Source organism: Caballeronia sp. PC1, assembly GCF_021353155.1.
Lineage (GTDB): Bacteria > Pseudomonadota > Gammaproteobacteria > Burkholderiales > Burkholderiaceae > Caballeronia > Caballeronia cordobensis.
Map to the genome: position 1 here is coordinate 236,545 of NZ_JAJUBH010000004.1, position 17,792 is coordinate 254,336.

The following is a 17,792-nucleotide window of genomic DNA, read 5'->3' on the forward strand; positions in this document are numbered from 1 at the left end:
GAACCGGATTTCGAACCGATCTGCCGTTCGCAACGAGGCGCCTCAACGCGGGCACAGCGCGTACCGTTGATTGTGGCTGATCGAGAGCCCCTTTTGCGCCAAGGCCGCCGCGGTGTAGTCTACGACCCCGACAGGAGGCGAGGCGCTCGGAGCAGCGGCGATGGTGCTGCTCGCTCGCGCGCCCCCCTTGGAGTTCCCTGTCCGCGCTGGCACACCGATCACGCGTGGCTGCTGTCTCGTCTTGCTGGGACGGTGAAATGGGGCCCGTCGAGCCGCGCATCTCCAGTGTGCTCTTTGCAACGCACTCTGTGCGTTTTGCATGCGTGGCGTGAGAGAGGCGGCGCTTCCGCAACCGCCTCGCGTTTCGTTGCCTCGACAGAGGGCAACGATGCGCCGCGCATTGCGATGCGCGAGATAGCAACCTGCGCCATGCACGCCAGCCACGCGATGCGCTGGAAAGGCACGGCTTTCGTACTGGCGCGCCGGGCGCGATCGGTACGCTCATTGCTGGAAGCTGCTACTGCTCACACTCGGAGGATGCACGTCATGAAAGCGCTCGTATGGCAAGGCAAAAAAGACATTCGCTATGAGACTGTGCCGGACCCGCTCATCGAACATCCGCGCGACGCGATCATCAAGGTCTCGACGTGCGCGATCTGCGGCTCGGACCTGCATCTGTTCGATGGCTTCATGCCCGGCATGAAGTCCGGCGACATCATGGGCCACGAGTTCATGGGCGAAGTCGTCGAAGTGGGCAGCGAGAATGCGGCGCTTAGAATCGGAGAGCGCGTCGTGATTCCTTTCACGATCGTCTGTGGCGAATGCGATCAATGCAGGCGCGGCAACTTCTCCGTCTGCGAGCGCAGTAACCGTAACAAGGAAGACGCTGACAAGGTTTTCGGTCACGCTACTGCTGGCCTTTTCGGCTATACCCATTTGACGGGCGGCTATCCCGGCGGGCAGGCCGAATACGTGCGCGTGCCGTTCGCCGATAAGACCCACGTCAAGATTCCGGACGGCCTGACCGACGAACAAGTGCTCTTTCTCGGCGATATCCTCCCGACCGGCTGGCAGGCGGCCGTGCAATGCGAGATCGAGCCGACCGACACCGTCGCGATCTGGGGCGCGGGGCCAGTCGGACAGATGGCGCTGCGCAGCGCGATCCTGCTCGGCGCAAAGCAGGTCGTCGTGATCGATCACGTCCCCGAGCGCCTCGCGATGGCGCGTGCCGCGGGCGCGGTCGGCATCGACTTCAAGGAAGAGAGCGTGCTAGACCGCCTCAAGGAACTGACGCAAGGCAAAGGCCCAGAGAAATGCATCGATGCGGTCGGCATGGAGTCGCACGCGCCGCGCTCCCTCGACGCGCTCTACGATCGCGCCAAACAGGCCGTGATGCTCGAATCGGACCGGCCGCACGTGCTGCGCGAAATGATCTACGTATGCCGGCCCGCGGGAACGCTCTCGGTGCCGGGCGTGTATGGCGGCCTCATCGACAAGATTCCGTTCGGCGCGGCGATGAACAAAGGCCTGACTTGGCGCATGGGCCAGACGCACGTCAACCGCTGGACCGACGATCTCTTGTGGCGCATCCAGGAAGGGCAGATCGATCCGTCGTTCGTCATCACGCATCGCGTGTCGCTCGCCGATGGACCCGATATGTACAAGACATTCCGCGACAAAGAAGACGGCTGCGTAAAGGTTGTGCTCAGACCGTGAAAGTGGCAAGCCGAGCGGCACAGGCTTTGCGCACTGCCACGCATATCGACCAGGAATGCGATCGCCATGGCGCGCACCGATGACCCCTTGCTCATCATCTCCCCCCATCTCGACGACGCCGTCTTCAGTTGCGGCGAGGCCGTTGCCGGCGCGCCGGGCGCAATTGTCTGCACAGTATTCGCGGGCGCGCCGCGCGAAGCGCACGTCACCGGATGGGACATGCAATGTGGCTTCACGAACGCGCATTGGGCCATGCGGGTGCGCCGCGAGGAAGACGCCGCCGCGCTCGACGCGCTCGGCGCGCGCCCCGTTCACCTCCACTTTCTCGACTCGCAATATGCGGGCGACGACGTTGCAATACCCGATGCCATTGTCGCGGCGCTGGTCGATGTGATCTGCACGACGGCCTGCCGCGCGGTCTATATTCCGCTCGGCCTCTTCCATTCGGACCACGATCTTGTGCATCGCGCATCCCGTATGGCATGGCTAGCCGATCCGGCGCTTCACTGCATCGCGTACGAAGACGCGTTATACCGGCGCATGGACGGCCTTGTGCAAGCGCGCCTCGCCGCTCTCGCCAATGACGGCATCGTCGCGACGCCTGTTTCGTGCCGCATCGATACGGCATCGCTCGCACGTCATCACGAAGCGAAGCAGCGCGCGGTGAGCTGCTACCACAGCCAACTGAAAGCGTTCGGCCCTAGCGGCTACGACGATGTCTTCGCGCCCGAGCGCTTCTGGACGCTTCAGATCCCAAGGTATGACCGCTGAACGAGCCGTTAATGCCGACGAGAATTGCGCGCGGCTTTCCGTCGTCGTGCTGACTTACAACCGTGCCGATCAGGTGCTCGACACGCTTGCAAGACTTGCCGCGCTGCCCGACCGCATCGATATCGTCGTGGTCGATAATGCCTCTACCGATGGCGCCGCCGCGCGCATTGCGGAGAACTTTCCGTTAGTGAAGCTCGTTGTCGCGCCGCGCAATCTCGGCGCGGCGGGGCGCAATCTCGGCGTCGCGCGCGTGCACACGGAATACGTCGCATTCTGCGATGACGATACGTGGTGGAGTCCCGGCGCGCTGACACGCGCGGTCGAAGTGCTCGATGCCGCGCCGCGCGTCGGCGTGCTGAATGCGCGCGTGGTCGTAGGCGAGCACGGCGCGGCCGATGATACCTGCGAGCGCATGCGCGACAGCCCGCTGCCGCGCGATGGGCTGCCCGGCCCCGCCCTCATCGGCTTCATGGCGGGTGCATGCGTGTTTCGCACCGAAGTCTTCAGGCAAGCGGGCGGCTACGAGCCGAGGCTTTTCATCGGCGGCGAAGAAATGCTCGTCTCGCTCGATGTGCTTGGTGCAGGTCACGAGATCGTCTATATCGATGAACTCGTGCTGCATCATCATCCGTCACCGCTGCGCGACAGCGCGCAACGGCGCAGACTGCTCGCGCGAAACGCCGCGTGGGTCGCGTGGATGCGTCTGCCTTTGGCCGAAGCGCTGCGCGCCACCTACGATGCGTTCAGGCTCATGCGCGCGGAACCGTGGCCGCGATCCGATGTGATGGCGCTCCTCCAGGGCGTCGCCTGGGCGCTCGCCAGGCGGCGCGTAATCGACGAACGTGTGAGGCAGATGCGTGAGCTCGTCCATGAAGACGACGCGCGCCGCGAAGCGCAGACGGCTGATAGAGGCCCTGTCGGTTCTACACGCGCCACGTAAAAGCGCGTGCGGGCGCAACGCACAAACGAAATTTGGTTCACTGCGCAACGAACCGCAAATCGTTTCGCACTTCCTCCGACACTCACAACGAGTGGCACAGCGAATGCTGAATCCTTGTGACTGATCCACGCGATTGCGCGCCGCGCGTACACGTCGGAAGGGGATCGCATAACAGGGAGGCATTCGTGAAGATCGGTTTGATCAGTGAACATGCATCGCCACTGGCGATAGCGGGCGGCGTCGATAGCGGCGGACAGAACATTTACGTGGCGAATGTCGCGCGCCAGCTCGTGCGTCTAGGCCACGACGTCGATGTCTTCACGCGCTGCGATCGCTCGCTGCTGCCGCTCGTTTCGCGCTTCGAAAACATCCGCGTGATCAACGTGCCGGCCGGGCCGCCCGTGCAATTGCCGAAGGAACAGCTTCTGCCGTATATGGATGCGTTCGCGAATTTCATGATCGACTTCATGCAGCAGGAAGCGCAGCCTTATGATGTCGTGCATGCGAACTTCTTCATGTCGGGCCTCGTCGGCTTGCGCATTAAAGATGCGCTCGGCGTTCCGCTCGTCACCACGTTTCATGCGCTAGGGCGCGTGCGGCGCTTGCATCAGGGCGAAGCGGACGGGTTTCCCGATGCGCGCTTCGATATCGAAGACGAACTCGTCAGGCGTTCCGACTCGGTAATCGCCGAATGCCCGCAGGACGAAAGCGACTTGATTCATCTCTACGATGCCGATGCCGCGCGGATCGATCTCGTGCCATGCGGTTTCGACCGCGCGGAGTTTCATCCGCTCGACAGACGCGAGGCGCGCGACAGGCTCGGCTGGCCGCACGACCGCTTTATCGTGCTGCAACTCGGGCGCATGGTGCCGCGCAAGGGCATCGACAACGTCGTGCGTGCGCTCGGCGTGTGCCACGCGGAACATGGAGAAAGCGCGGATCTGTACGTGGTCGGCGGCAACTCCGACGAAGCCAACGACATCGCGACGCCGGAGATCGGCAGGCTGCGCGGCATCGCACGCGAATGCGGCATCGACGCGCACGTGCATTTTGCCGGACGTCATGGACGAAGCGAGCTGAAGCACTTCTATAACGCCGCCGATGTGTTCGTGACGACGCCATGGTACGAGCCGTTCGGCATCACGCCGCTCGAAGCGATGGCGTGTGGCACGCCCGTCATCGGCGCGGACGTGGGCGGCATTCGCTATTCGGTCGCGCATGGCGAGACCGGCCTGCTCGTGCCGCCGAAGCATCCGGGCGCGCTCGCGCAAGCGATCGCCACGCTCAAGCGCGATGCCGCACTTGCGCGACGCCTGGGCGATGCGGGGCTCGCGCGCGCCAATGCGATGTTTACGTGGTCGAGCGTCGTGCATGCGCTCGCGCACGTCTATGCACGCGTGAGCGGCGCAGAATCGCAGGACGCCGCCCGCGTCGCAATGGGCGGAGGATCGCGATGACGCGCGCAGCCACTTTCATCGACAAAGACGGCACGCTTCTAGACGACGTCCCCTGGAACGTCGATCCGGACCGCATGCGCCTCGCGCCCGGCGCGCTCGATGCGCTGCGCGTTTTCGCGGCGCTCGGCATGCCGCTTTTCGTCATCAGCAATCAGAGCGGCGTCGCGCTCGGCAAGTTCGCGCCGTCTGCGCTTGATCCGGTCGAAGCGCGTCTGCAAGCGCTCGCGGCACGAGCGGGAGTAAGGTTCACGGCCATTTACTGGTGCCCGCATCACCCACAAGGCGTCGCGCCGGAATACACGCGCGTCTGCGACTGCCGCAAGCCCGCGCCCGGCATGGTGCTGCGCGCGGCGCGCGAGCATGCCATCGATCTTTCGCGGAGCTGGTTCATCGGCGACATCCTCGACGATGTCGAAGCGGGCCATCGCGCGGGATGTCGCTGCGTGCTCATCGACAACGGCAACGAAACCGAATGGTTGCGCGGCGACGGGCGCGAACCGGATATCGTCGTCACAGACATGCGTGAAGCGGCGCTTGCGATCGTCGCGGCGGAGTGTCCCGCATGAAGCGCGATCCGGCGAATCCATCGACGCTGCCACCGGTTGTCGAGGCGCACGCGCGCAAGAGCGCGGCAAGCGAAGCACGCGACTGGGGCGCGCACGTGAAGCGCATTCTGTGCATCCGTCTCGACAATCTCGGCGACGTGCTGATGACCACGCCCGCGCTGCACGCATTGCGCGGAGCGCAACCGGGAAGACATCTCACCTTGCTCGCATCGCGCGCGGGCAAGGGGGCGGCGCCTTTCATCGATGCAATCGACGACGTCATCGAATACGACGCGCCGTGGGTCAAGCAGGATGCGCCCATCGACGCCCTCGCCGATCTCGCGATGCGCGCGCGCCTCGCAGCCTCGCAATTCGACGCGGCCGTGATCTTCAGCGTCTACAGTCAAAATCCGCTGCCTGCCGCGATGCTGTGTCATCTCGCGGGCATTCCGCTACGGCTCGCGCATTGTCGCGAGAACCCATACGGCCTCCTCACTGATTGGGCACAGGAAACCGAGCCGCAGCATGGCACGCGGCATGAGGTGGAGCGGCAACTCGCGCTCGTCGCGCGAGTCGGCGCGCGCACCGGCGATACGCGCATGCGCTTCGCCGTGCATGACCACGATGTCGAGTCGCTCTCGATAAAGCTTCGCGAACGCGGCGTCGATCCGCATGCGCCGTTCATCATCGTGCATCCGGGCGCGAGCGCCGCCTCGCGCCGCTATCCGGTCGAACGCTTTGCGCAGGTCATCCAGCGTCTTGGCGCGCACCTGCAATGGCCGATACTGGTAACCGGCTCACGAGGAGAAAGCCTGTTATGCCGCGAAGCATGCGGATCAAATGCTCGCGCAATCGACCTTTCGGGCGCGCTTGAACTTGGCGAACTCGCGGCGCTGATCGACCGTGCACGGGTGCTTCTGTCGAACAACAGCGGACCGGTGCATCTCGCATCCGCGCTCGGCACGCCCGTCGTCGATCTGTATGCGCTCACGAATCCGCAGCACATGCCGTGGCAAACGCCGCATCGCGTGCTCTATCACGACGTGCCGTGCCGCTGGTGTTATCGCAGCGTGTGCCCTGAAGGGCATCACGCGTGTCTCGTTCAGGTCAGCGTGGACGAAGTCGTGTCCGCCGTGCTGGAACTGACGGAAGCCGACCCATCGCTCATCAACTCGACCCTACAGGCCAGCTAGCCATGTACACACTGGGCATCAACGCGGTATATCACGACAGCGCCGCGGCGCTTGTCAAGGACGGCGTCGTTATCGCGGCGGCCGAGGACGAACGCTTCACGCACGTCAAGCACGCGAAGCGCCCCGTGCCCTTCTCGACCTGGCAGCTTCCGTTCGATGCGATCGACTATTGCCTGAAGGAAGCGGGCATCGAACTCGCTGATGTCGATCAGATCGCCTATTCGTATGACCCGCATCTCTTCTCGGGCATGCCGAACGACATGAAGGCGAGCATCGCCTTGCCGATAATGCCGTCCGCGCAGGCGTTGAGCAATCCGTCGGAATCGCCGTGGGACCCGCTATTTCTGAGCTACATCGTCAATGCAAGGGCGCAATTGCTCGACGGCGCGCCGCATCATCTGAAGCAGCGCTTTGCGAGCGGCGGGCGTGCGATGCGCTTCGCGTGGCATAACATCGATCATCATCTGTGCCATGAAGCGAGCGCGTTTCTCGCCGCGCCGTTCGACGACACCGCCGTGCTCACGATGGACGGACGCGGCGAAGGCGTGACGACGAGCCTCGGGCAATTCAAAGGCGGCGAATACAAGCGGCTGAAGCAGGTGGAGCTGCCGCATTCGCTCGGCTTGCTGTATGAAGCCGTGACGGGTTATCTGGGCTTTCTGCATTCGTCGGACGAGTACAAGGTGATGGCGCTGGCTTCGTTCGGCAAGCCCGTGTACGTCGATCATTTCCGCGAGGTCGTGAAGTATCGACACGATGGCAGCTACACCGTCGATGCGCCGCGTCTCGTCGAACGCTTCGGTCCCGCGCGCGAACGCGGCGGCCCGCTCACGCAGCATCACTTCGATATCGCGCATTCGCTGCAAGCCGTGCTCGAAGAAACCGCCCTCAAGCTCGCGAAGTGGCTACATGAACAAACGGGGCTGCGCAATCTCGCGATGGCCGGCGGCGTGGCGCTCAATTGCGTGATGAACACACGCCTTCGCGACCGCGGTCCGTTCGATGAAGTGTGGGTACAGCCCGCCGCAGGGGACGCCGGCACCGCGCTGGGCGCGGCATTGTGGACGGATTATCGGGAACGCGCCAAGGCGGGCGATGGTGGCCGTAAATGGCGCATGGATCACGCGTATCTCGGCCCCCAATTCGCGGACGATGAAATCGAAGCGTTCCTCAAATGGACGCGCGCGCCGTATCGCAAGCTCACGGATATCGCCGCAGAAACGGCGGAGATTCTCGCGCAGAACCGCGTCATCGGCTGGTATCAGGGCCGCACCGAATTCGGTCCGCGTGCGCTCGGCGCGCGTTCGATTCTCGCGTCGCCGATTCATGCGGACATGCAGGCGCGTCTGAACGAGATCAAGGATCGCGAGGACTTTCGTCCGGTCGCACCTGTCGTGATGGAAGAGCACGCCATCGACTGGTTCGTGGATGCGCGCGTCGCGCCCTTCATGCTCTTCGTGTTCGATGTGCGCGATGAGATGAAAGCGCGCATTCCGGCAGTCACGCATATCGACGGCACCGCGCGCGTGCAGACCGTCAATCGCGCGCAGCATTCTCTATACTACGATCTTCTCGCCGCGTTCAAGCAACGCACGGGCGTGCCGGTGCTCGTGAATACTTCGTTCAACACGCGCGGCGAACCGATGGTCAATACACCGCGCGATGCGCTCGAATCGTTCTGGACGTCCCCGCTCGATGCGCTCGTGATCGGTTCGTTCCTCGTCGAAAAGCCGGGTGCGCGCGCATGAGCACGTATGCGGGCCATTTCGAAAGCGGCGAGATGCACGCTAGCGATACGCGCTCTGCCGCACGCGACGATTTCATTCCGGACGTGTCCGTCGTCGTGCCGACGTATCGCCGGCCCGCGATGCTCGAACGCTGCGTGCGCGCGCTCGCCACGCAGGCTTACGACGCGGCCCGCTACGAGATCATCGTGTGTGACGACGGTCCCGACGACGCTACTCGAGCATGCGTGCAGCGTCTTGCCGCAGCGCACGCGCCGCGCGGCCCGAAGATTCGGTATGTGGCGGTGACGGGCACACAAGGTCCGGCGGGCGCGCGCAATGCGGGCTGGCACGCGTCTCTCGCGAGACGCATCGCTTTCACCGACGACGACACCATCCCCGATGCGAATTGGCTCGCGAACGGCGTGCGCGCGCTCGATGCGGGCGCGGACGCGGTTTCGGGACGCATCGTGGTGCCGCTGCCGGAGCGTCCGAGCGACTATGAACTGGACGCGGCGGGACTTGCGAGCGCCGAGTTCGCTACCGCGAATACCTTTGCGACACGCGCGGCACTCGAACGCACCGGCGGTTTCGATGCGCGCTTCACCGCCGCATGGCGCGAAGACTCCGACCTGCAATTCGCGTTGATCCACGCGGGATTCAGGATCGCCCGCGCCGACGACGCGATGGTGCTGCATCCCGTGCGCCCGGCGCGCTGGGGCGTGTGCATCTCGCAGCAGAAGAAGAGCCAGTTCGACGCCCTGCTCTACAAGAAGCATCGCGCGCTCTTTCGCGAGCGCATTCGTCACGGTCCGCCGCTGCTTTACTACGCGATGCTCGCCGTGCTCGTCGTGGCGGTCGTCTCGCTGATCGCGGGCGGAAGCCGCATCGCGGCGTTCGCAGCGCTCGCATGGGCCGCGATGACACTTTGGTTCGCCGCGCAACGGCTCAAGACGACGTCGCGCACGCCCGCGCATATCGCCGAGATGATATGGACATCCGCGATCATTCCGTACCTGTCGATCTATTGGCGCATTCGCGGCGCGCTCAAGTTCAGGGTGTTCTTTCTATGATCGAACGCATCGTTATTTTTCGCGCGCTGCAACTCGGCGACATGCTATGCGCCGTGCCCGCGTTGCGTGCCTTGCGGCGTGCGCATCCGCATGCGCATATCGCGCTTGCCGGCTTGCCGTGGGCTGCAAGTTTCGTCGAACGATATGCGCATCTGCTCGATGAACTAATCGTGTTTCCAGGCGCGATCGGCTTTCCCGAGCAGGAAGAAACTGATGCTCATCTGCCGGCCTTTTTCGGCACGCTGAGCGAGCGCCGCTTTGATCTCGCGATCCAGTTGCATGGCAGCGGCGGCGTGGCGAACGATATCGTCGAAGGCATAGGTGCGCGCATGAACGCGGGCTTCCTCAAGCCGGACGAACCCATGCGCGAAGGCACATTCATGCCGTGGCCCGACGAACTGCCCGAACCCGCGCGCTATACCGCCTTGATGCAACGGCTCGGCATCGACGCCGACGCGCTCGATCTCGACATTCCCCTGACCGATGACGACACGCGCGAATGCGATGCGCTCATCGACGCGTGCGCTATCGATCGCGGCAAGCTCGTGTTGGTTCATCCTGGCGCGCAATTGCCTTCCCGCCGATGGCCCGTCGAGCGCTTCGGCGACGTGGCGCGCGCGTTATCGAACGCGGGCTGGCAGATCGCCGTCACGGGCGGCGCGGGCGAATCGCCGCTCACTGCGCGCGTCGCGAGCGATGCGGGCGCTCGGGCGATTGATCTCGCCGGGCGCACGTCGCTCGGCGCGCTGGCTGCGCTCGTCGCGCGGGCGCGGCTCATCGTCTGCAACGACACGGGGCTTTCCCATGTGGCGGCGGCGATGCGCACGCCCAGTGTCGTAATCGCGTCGGGCAGCGATACGCGCCGCTGGGCGCCGCTCGATCGTGCGCGGCATTGCGTGCTCGCGGATTGGCCTGCGTGCCGTCCTTGTGCCTTTCGCGACTGTCCCTATGGCCACGAATGCGCATTCAACATAAGCGTGCAAGCCGTGCTCGATGCGGCATGCGCGCAGCTTGAAAACATCGTTCTAGAGGAGACGCTTCACTATGCCCACGACTAGTTCCCGGCGCTTGCGCGTGCTCACATGGCATATCCACGGGAATTACCTCTATTACCTGAGTCAGGCGCCGCACGACTTCTATCTCGTCACGCGTCCCGGCTACCCGCCGGGCTATGCGGGCACGGCCGGGGCATTGCCTTTTGGCGCGAACGTGCACGAGATTCCGACCAGCGAAGTACCTTCGCAATCCTTCGATGTCGTGCTTTTTCAGCACAGGCAGCAATGGGACGATGACCGTCTCAACCTGCTCAACGATGCGCAACGGCGTCTGCCGCGCGTGTATATCGAGCATGATCCCCCGCAGGAAAACCCCTTCGAACAGAAGCACTGGGTGCGGGAGCGCGACACGCTGCTCGTGCATGTCACGCACTTCAACCGGCTGATGTGGGACAGCGGCGAGACGCCCACGCGCGTCATCGAGCATGGCGTGATCGTGCCGGACCACGTGCGTTACAGCGGCGAACTGGACCGCGGCATCGCGGTGATCAATCATTTGCGCCAGCGCGGCAGGCGGCTCGGCAACGATATCTACGAAGAAGCCGCCGCGCGCGTGCCGCTCGACCTCGTCGGCATGAGTGCGCAGTCGGCGGGCGGCATCGGCGAGGTCGGCAATCTCGAGCTGGCGGCCTTTAGCGCGCGCTATCGCTTCTTCTTCAATCCGATTCGCTGGACGAGCCTCGGGCTTGCCATCGTCGAGGCGATGACGATCGGCATGCCGATCGTCGGACTGGCGACGACGGAGCTATCTACCGTCATCCGCAACGGCGAGAGCGGCTTTATCCATACCGACACGCACGCGCTCATCGACGCAATGCAGCAGCTTCTGCGCGATCCGGCGCACGCGCGGCGGCTCGGCGAAGGTGCGCGGCGCACGGCGCTTGAACGCTTTCACATCGACCGCTTCGCCCGCGACTGGGACGAGGCGTTGCGCTACGTGTGCAGCTAACGAAACATCCTGAGAGGACATGACGAGATGAAAGAAGCGCATAGAAAGCGGATTCTGGTGACGGGCGGCGCAGGCTTTCTCGGCTCGCATTTATGCGAGCGGCTGCTGGCGCTAGGTCACGATGTGCTATGCGTCGATAACTTTTACACGGGCACGAAGGACAATATCGCGCATCTGCTTGACAGCCCGAACTTCGAGTTGATGCGTCACGATGTTACCTTCCCGCTCTATGTGGAAGTGGACGAGATCTATAACCTCGCCTGCCCCGCGTCGCCGATCCATTATCAGCACGATCCCGTGCAGACGACGAAAACGAGCGTGCATGGGGCCATCAACATGCTGGGGCTGGCCAAGCGCGTTCATGCGCGCATCTTCCAGGCATCGACGAGCGAAGTGTATGGAGATGCGCATGTCCATCCGCAGCAGGAGGCGTATTGGGGCAACGTGAACCCGATCGGTCCGCGCTCGTGTTACGACGAAGGCAAGCGCTGCGCCGAAACGCTTTTCATGGATTACCGGCGGCAGCATGGCTTGTCGATAAAGATCGCGCGCATCTTCAATACGTATGGACCGCGCATGCATCCATCCGACGGCCGAGTGGTTTCGAACTTCATGATGCAGGCGCTGTGCGGCGAGCCGATCACCGTGTACGGAGAAGGCACGCAGACGCGCTCGTTCTGCTACGTCGAAGATATGATCGACGCGTTCGTTCGCCTCATGGACACACCCGACGACTTCACCGGTCCGTTGAATCTCGGGAACCCTCATGAACTCTCGATGCTCGATATCGCGCGGCGCATCATCGCGTTGACGGGATCATCGTCGGAGGTCGTTTTCAAGCCATTGCCGATGGACGACCCCTGGCATCGCCAGCCGGATATTTCGCTCGCGCGTAAGCTGCTCGGATGGCAACCGACCACAGCGCTCGATGAAGGGCTCACGCGCACGGCGCAGCATTTTCGCACGGTGATCGAGGCGGCGCAGGCGCGAGCGATGCAGAAAGTTTAAGACGTCCTCGCCGTTACCCCCCCTATCGTCCCGATCAACTTCGGCGCGGGCACGGGCTTCGTCAGATGGGCTTGAAAGCCCGCCGCCTGCGCGCGGGAGCGCGCTTCCGCCTGCGTATGCCCGGTCAGCGCGATCGCGGGCATACGCTCGGCGAGCGATGCGCCGCGGCTCGCCTCTTCCTCGCGTATCTGGCGCAAGACCTCATACCCGTCCAGCTCGCCGCCGAGCACGATGTCGCATAAGAGCACGTCGGGCCATTGCGCCGTCGGCGAGTCGCGCAAGTGTTCGAGCGCCTCGCTGCCCGACGCGCACGGCACCACATGCGCGCCCACGGATTCGAGCACGGCTTCCAGCGCGTCGCGCGCTTCTTCCTGATCGTCGAGCACCATCACCGTGACGCCCCGCAACGCTTCGCCGTGCGCGGCTTCGTGTGTGCTGGTGTCGTCGAGTACGGGGCGAAGGGGCATCGTCGCGACATAGGCGACATGCTTGTCGATATAGCGCGGCGCAAGACTGCCGCCCGTCTCGGTTAGCGCGCTTTCGAGCCGGCGCACTTGCTGCGGCGTGAGTTCGGCGGGAGTCGGGCGCTGGCCCATCACCGTGAGGCTCGCGTGATTGCCTTCGCGAAAAACGCGCAACTCGATACGCTCCCCACGCGTCGCAGCGCTCATCTGCGCGCGGCACAATTCGGCGACGATCTGCTGCAGCACGCTCGCATCGCCCGACACGCGCAAGCCCGGCTCGGTGATGACGGTGTACAGATTCACGCCGCGCTCCGCGATCTCTTCATGCAGCGCATCGACAACGCCGGCCACGAGCGCATCGAGGCCGACAGCCTGCGCTGACACCTTGCGCTGCGCATGCTCCAGTTCGCCTTGCTGCCATTGCAGCGACCACATGCGCGCATAGACGCCGTCGCGCGCGAGCAATTCGTCATGCTGTCCCTGCTCGACGATGCGGCCATGTTCCATCACGAGAATCCAGTCGGCATCGGCGACCGTCGAAAGCCGGTGCGCGATCACGATCGACGTGCGTCCCTTCGCAAGACGATCGAGCTCGTTCTGAATCGCGCGTTCCGAGCGCGTATCGAGTGCGGAGGTCGCTTCGTCGAACACGATGATGCGCGGGTTCTTCAGGATGGCGCGTGCGATAGCGATGCGCTGCCGCTCGCCGCCCGAAAGCCGCACGCCGCGTTCGCCGACGCGCGTGTCGTAATGATCCGGCAGCCGCTCGATGAACCCATCCAGTTGTGCGGCGCGCGCGGCCTGCACGATATCGGCGCGCGTCGCATCGGGACGGCCATAGCCGATGTTATAGGCGATCGTATCGTTGAAGAGCACGGTGTCCTGCGGCACGATGCCGACCATCGCGCGCAGACTGTTCTGCGTGACCTGCGCGATGTCCTGCCCGTCGATGCGAATCGCGCCGACGGTCGGTTCGTACAGCCTGAACAGCAGCTTCACGAGCGTGGACTTGCCTGATCCACTGCCGCCCACTACCGCGAGCTTCTTGCCCGGATGCGCGCGAAAATCGACATCGCGCAGAATCTGCCGCGCCGGGTCGTAGCCGAATTCGACATGATCGAACTCGATCTCGCCCGCTGTCACGACGAGCGGCTTTGCGGCTTTCTCGTCCACGTCCTCACGGACGCGGCCGCGCGAAAGCAGAATCGCGAACATGCGCTCCACGTTCACGATCGCATCGTTAGTCTCGCGAAACACGAAGCCGAGCGTGTTCAGCGGATTGCAGACCTGCACGATATACGCGTTGACGAGCACGAGATCACCGACGCTCATTGTGCCTGCAACCACGTGTTGCGCCGCGCGCAGCATCACCGCCGCGATGCCCGCCGCGATAATGGTGCTTTGCCCAACATGCAGCAGCGTAAGGGCGCGCTGATTGGCGACGCGCGCATGCACCCACGCTTCCAGCACGGTGGAAAGCCGGTTCGTTTCGATGCGCTCGCTCGCGAAGAACTTCACGGTCTCATAGTTGAGCAGGCTATCGACGAGACGGCTGTCGGATTTCGCTTCAAGCTTGTTCACGGCGCGCTGAAAGCGCATGCGATAGCGCGTGAAGATGAGGGTCCACACGGAGTACAGCACGAACGTCACGGCGATGATCACCATGAACTCGATCGCGTAGCTGCTCACCATCACCGCGACGACCGTGCCGATCTCGATCATCACCGGGACGACGGTGAAGAACGCGGTGCCGAGCAGAAAGCCGATGCCGTCCGCGCCCTTCTGCACGTCGCGAACGACCGCGCCCGTTTCGCGCTGCGCATGAAAGCGCGCGCCGAGCGCATGAAGATGTGCGAACGTTCGCTCGGTGAACGACGCCACCGTGCGCTGCGTGACGATGCTGAAGACGATGTCGCGCGCCTCGTTCAGCACGTCGCCGAGATAGCGCAGCAGCACGTAGGCGAGCACAAGAAACACGGGAAACACGGCGCTCGTCGCGGGATGGCTGAACTCGTCTATGACGCGCTTGAGCATCATCGGCACGGAGACGACCGCGAGCCGAGCGCCGATCATCAAGACGATCGCGGCAGCCGTCTGATAGCGCCATGCCCAGACCGCGCGCCACAGATCGGCGGCGATACGGCGGCGCACCTGAGCGCGCCGCGCATCGGACGTGCCGGATGCAGCGTGAGGCGTCACTCCTTCCAGTCCTTGCGCTTCGCCGCGCCGGGAGCGGAAGCGCCGGGCGCGTGCTTCTGCTGCACGCGGGCTTCCTCGGCGCGTTTGAGCGTTGCGGGATCGGTGCCGGATTGCCCTGCCGCACCGGCGCCGCCGGCAACGCCAGCGGATTTGCCCGATGCGCCGTCGTCGGGCGACTTGTTGCCGGGCGGCGCGCCGTTCTGCTGCGCCCCGGCGCCCGCCGCGCCGCACAGGCATGCGCCAGCGAGCACGAGCGCGATTGCCGATCGATTAATGCGATTCATGGGTCATTCCTCGGCTGCCAACTCGTATCTGCGCCGCAACCGCTATGCCCGCCCGCTCCGCGCGTGCACGGAACCACACAGCAAACGTGGATCGTTCTATGCTCACGAAAGAAGCACACTAACTCCGCGGCGATGCCATGTATGCAATGGGCAACTATTTCATCGAAATCCTTCCCGAGCCGCTGCCCGGCGACGGCTGGACGGGCTTCGCACGCTTTTCCCGCCGCAACGACTACCGGCGACACGCGAGCGTGACGAAGGTGACGCTGCCCAGCCACATCCTCATGCCGACGATGGCGGCGGCGGGATCGGCGATCGTCTCTTGGGCGCGCGAGTTGGTCGAACACAGCGGGGAGGTTCTGGAAGTGTCCCTGCAGCTCGCGGAAGACACACACACGTAGTCATCCTTAACATTTCGCCCATTCGAAAAGAACTGGAACGCTCGATGCTGTAGCGATGATGAACTCAAGGAGGCTCATCATCATGACCGACACTCAGGCCTATCCCCGCCCGCCGCTGCCGTCGCAGCAGCAGGACAGTCGTCCCGGACTGACCGCGCCGATGGACCCGCCGCCCGATCACGGCGAATCGAGCTACAAGGGCAGTAACCGGCTCGAAGGCAAGACGGCGCTCATCACGGGCGCGGACAGCGGCATCGGCCGCGCGGTGGCGATCGCGTATGCGCGCGAAGGTGCGGATGTCGCCATCTCGTATCTGAACGAGCACGAGGACGCGCAGGACACCGCCCGCTGGGTGGAGAAGGCCGGACGCCGCGCGCTGCTCTTGCCCGGCGATATCACCGACCGCGCGCATTGCAGGGAGCTCGTCGCGAAGACCGCGGAAGCGTTCGGCCGCATCGACGTGCTCGTGAACAACGCGGCGTATCAGGCGACTTACGACAAGCTCGAAGACATCAGCGACGACGAATGGGACAAGACCTATTCGACCAATATCGGCGCGATGTTCCGCATCACGAAGGCCGCGCTCGCGCACATGAACGCGGGCGGTGCGATCATCAACACGACCTCGGTCAACGCCGATGCGCCGAACCCCGGACTGATCGCCTATGCGAGCACGAAGGGCGCGATCCAGAACTTCACCGGCGGCCTCGCGCAACTGCTTGCGGAACGCGGCATTCGCGTGAACTGCGTCGCGCCGGGACCGATCTGGACGCCGCTGATTCCCTCGACGATGCCGCCGTCGAGCGTCGAAAACTTCGGCATGCAAACGCCGATGAAACGCCCCGGTCAGCCCGCCGAACTCGCCGCCGTCTATGTGATGCTGGCATCGGACGAAGCGAGTTACATTTCGGGCGCGACTGTCGCGGTGACGGGCGGCAAGCCCATTATTTAGGGTCCGGCCGCACGACGAACCGCGCTCATTCCGGCGACGGCGTCGTGACCTGCATCGCCTCGCGCAGCAGGTCCGCGACCCGTTCCGCTTCCTCGATGCGCGCCTGTTCGATCTCGATCTGTTCCTGATTGCCCGAGCGCTCCGCCCAGCGTTGCCGTTCCATTGCAAAGATGACACGTTCGTACACGGCGCGAATGGCGGACCAGACCGCCTCCTCCGCGCGCGACTCGATGCCATCTTCCAGCGAAAGACCGGTGAACGCGTGCCCGGTATGGCAGCGATAACGCATCGGACGATCGTCCTTGGATGCGCCACAGCGCGCCGCCGCAATCGGGACAGGTCAGCGCCGAACGCTCGCCGACTTCGTCGAGCGCGGCGGGATCGGATATGCCGCTCGCGGCAATGCGAGCTTCCTGTGCCAACACGTCCTTGCTCATGGTTGCTTCCTTCGATACCCCGCCCGCCTGCACGCCTTTGACGGCGTCCAGAATGCACCGCGAGAGGTCGTGTTCGGGGCACAACGCGTCCGCGCCGCACGATTCGAGCGCGGCGCGCGGCATGCCGGGCGATTCGCAATCGGCGGGGTCCTGCACGATGGCGAAGCCCTGCTGCGCGCGGATATTCGCGAGTCCGGCCGCGCCGTCGTCGAGATCGCCGCTCATCACCACGCCGATCACGCGCGGGCCGTATTCGAGCGCGGCGCTGCGAAAAAGCGGATCGGCAGCGGGCCGCGCGAAGTTTTCCTTCGCGCCGTCGTTGAGCCAGACGCGGCCCTTCGACAGCACGAGATGCCGGTCGGGCGGCGCAACGCGAATCGTGCCGCGCTGGACCGTTTCGCCATGCGTGGCATAGCGCGCGGTCAACGGCCCCCAGGCGCTCAGCAAATCGGGCAGCACGCTCGCGTGCCGGCCGATATGCAACACGATGAAAACCGCCGCGGGCAAATCGGCCGGAAGCTGGCTGACAAGCATCTTCAGTCCCTGAAAGCCGCCCCGCGACGCGCCGATCACCACGATGTCCCGTTCCGCCATACGCCCTCCTTACCATGTAAGGGCAAGCAA

16 protein-coding genes are annotated in these 17,792 nt (G+C 64.3%); 13 read left to right on the forward strand and 3 right to left on the reverse strand.

Annotation, left to right across the window (positions count from 1 at the left end):
* Nucleotides 1-546 precede the first annotated feature (546 nt).
* The 11 genes from LY284_RS34250 to LY284_RS34300 all read left to right on the forward strand — a co-directional run bounded on the left by LY284_RS34250 (nucleotide 547) and on the right by LY284_RS34300 (nucleotide 12,431).
* The gene (locus LY284_RS34250) at nucleotides 547-1,716 is read left to right on the forward strand and encodes a zinc-dependent alcohol dehydrogenase (protein ID WP_233391481.1); all 1,170 of its coding nucleotides are present in this window, start codon (nucleotides 547-549) and stop codon (nucleotides 1,714-1,716) included.
* A gap of 66 nt (nucleotides 1,717-1,782) precedes the next feature.
* Nucleotides 1,783-2,487, forward strand: coding sequence for a PIG-L deacetylase family protein (locus LY284_RS34255; RefSeq protein WP_045462731.1), 705 nt, complete (start codon nucleotides 1,783-1,785; stop codon nucleotides 2,485-2,487).
* Entirely contained in the window at nucleotides 2,477-3,427 is a 951-nt protein-coding gene (locus LY284_RS34260) for a glycosyltransferase family 2 protein (RefSeq protein WP_233391483.1), read from the forward strand. The genes LY284_RS34255 and LY284_RS34260 overlap by 11 nt, the downstream gene beginning before the upstream one ends.
* 185 nt (nucleotides 3,428-3,612) lie before the next feature.
* Nucleotides 3,613-4,884, forward strand: coding sequence for a glycosyltransferase family 1 protein (locus LY284_RS34265; protein ID WP_233391485.1), 1,272 nt, complete (start codon nucleotides 3,613-3,615; stop codon nucleotides 4,882-4,884).
* On the forward strand, nucleotides 4,881-5,450 hold the full coding sequence (locus tag LY284_RS34270; RefSeq protein WP_233391488.1) for an HAD-IIIA family hydrolase: 570 nt from the start codon (nucleotides 4,881-4,883) through the stop codon (nucleotides 5,448-5,450). Before LY284_RS34265 ends, LY284_RS34270 begins: the two co-directional genes overlap by 4 nt.
* Nucleotides 5,447-6,622, forward strand: a complete 1,176-nt coding sequence (locus tag LY284_RS34275; RefSeq protein ID WP_233391490.1) for a glycosyltransferase family 9 protein — start codon at nucleotides 5,447-5,449, stop codon at nucleotides 6,620-6,622. Before LY284_RS34270 ends, LY284_RS34275 begins: the two co-directional genes overlap by 4 nt.
* Before the next feature lie 2 nt (nucleotides 6,623-6,624).
* The gene (locus LY284_RS34280; protein WP_233391495.1) at nucleotides 6,625-8,370 is read left to right on the forward strand and encodes a carbamoyltransferase C-terminal domain-containing protein; all 1,746 of its coding nucleotides are present in this window, start codon (nucleotides 6,625-6,627) and stop codon (nucleotides 8,368-8,370) included.
* 32 nt (nucleotides 8,371-8,402) lie between these two features.
* Nucleotides 8,403-9,419 carry a glycosyltransferase family 2 protein gene (locus LY284_RS34285; RefSeq protein WP_233392074.1) on the forward strand — a complete coding sequence of 339 codons (1,017 nt, stop codon included), beginning with the start codon at nucleotides 8,403-8,405 and terminating at the stop codon, nucleotides 9,417-9,419.
* Complete coding sequence (locus LY284_RS34290) at nucleotides 9,416-10,477, forward strand: glycosyltransferase family 9 protein (RefSeq protein WP_045462715.1); 1,062 nt, start codon at nucleotides 9,416-9,418, stop codon at nucleotides 10,475-10,477. The genes LY284_RS34285 and LY284_RS34290 overlap by 4 nt, the downstream gene beginning before the upstream one ends.
* A complete protein-coding gene (locus LY284_RS34295) occupies nucleotides 10,464-11,423 on the forward strand; it encodes a glycosyltransferase family 4 protein (RefSeq protein ID WP_233391497.1) in 960 nt (319 codons plus the stop codon). Before LY284_RS34290 ends, LY284_RS34295 begins: the two co-directional genes overlap by 14 nt.
* 27 nt (nucleotides 11,424-11,450) lie before the next feature.
* Nucleotides 11,451-12,431, forward strand: a complete 981-nt coding sequence (locus tag LY284_RS34300; protein ID WP_045462709.1) for a UDP-glucuronic acid decarboxylase family protein — start codon at nucleotides 11,451-11,453, stop codon at nucleotides 12,429-12,431.
* Here the strand turns inward: LY284_RS34300 and LY284_RS34305 are convergent.
* Together LY284_RS34305 and LY284_RS34310 are read right to left on the reverse strand one after the other, a co-directional pair.
* Nucleotides 12,428-15,094, reverse strand: coding sequence for an ATP-binding cassette domain-containing protein (locus LY284_RS34305; protein ID WP_233391499.1), 2,667 nt, complete (start codon nucleotides 15,092-15,094; stop codon nucleotides 12,428-12,430). The two genes, LY284_RS34300 and LY284_RS34305, sit on opposite strands and share 4 nt — an antisense overlap.
* The gene (locus LY284_RS34310; protein ID WP_045462703.1) at nucleotides 15,091-15,378 is read right to left on the reverse strand and encodes a hypothetical protein; all 288 of its coding nucleotides are present in this window, start codon (nucleotides 15,376-15,378) and stop codon (nucleotides 15,091-15,093) included. The genes LY284_RS34305 and LY284_RS34310 overlap by 4 nt, the downstream gene beginning before the upstream one ends.
* Nucleotides 15,379-15,515: 137 nt before the next feature.
* Between LY284_RS34310 and LY284_RS34315 the strand changes: the two genes are divergently transcribed.
* Together LY284_RS34315 and LY284_RS34320 are read left to right on the forward strand one after the other, a co-directional pair.
* Nucleotides 15,516-15,779 (forward strand): hypothetical protein, encoded by a 264-nt coding sequence (locus tag LY284_RS34315; protein WP_233391501.1) that lies wholly within the window; start codon nucleotides 15,516-15,518, stop codon nucleotides 15,777-15,779.
* Nucleotides 15,780-15,861: 82 nt separating this feature from the next.
* Nucleotides 15,862-16,731: a glucose 1-dehydrogenase gene (locus tag LY284_RS34320; protein WP_233391503.1), complete on the forward strand. Its 870-nt coding sequence runs from the start codon at nucleotides 15,862-15,864 to the stop codon at nucleotides 16,729-16,731.
* Here the strand turns inward: LY284_RS34320 and LY284_RS34325 are convergent.
* A complete protein-coding gene (locus LY284_RS34325) occupies nucleotides 16,728-17,762 on the reverse strand; it encodes a chemotaxis protein CheB (RefSeq protein WP_309243238.1) in 1,035 nt (344 codons plus the stop codon). The genes LY284_RS34320 and LY284_RS34325 overlap by 4 nt on opposite strands.
* Between the last annotated feature and the right edge of the window lie 30 nt (nucleotides 17,763-17,792).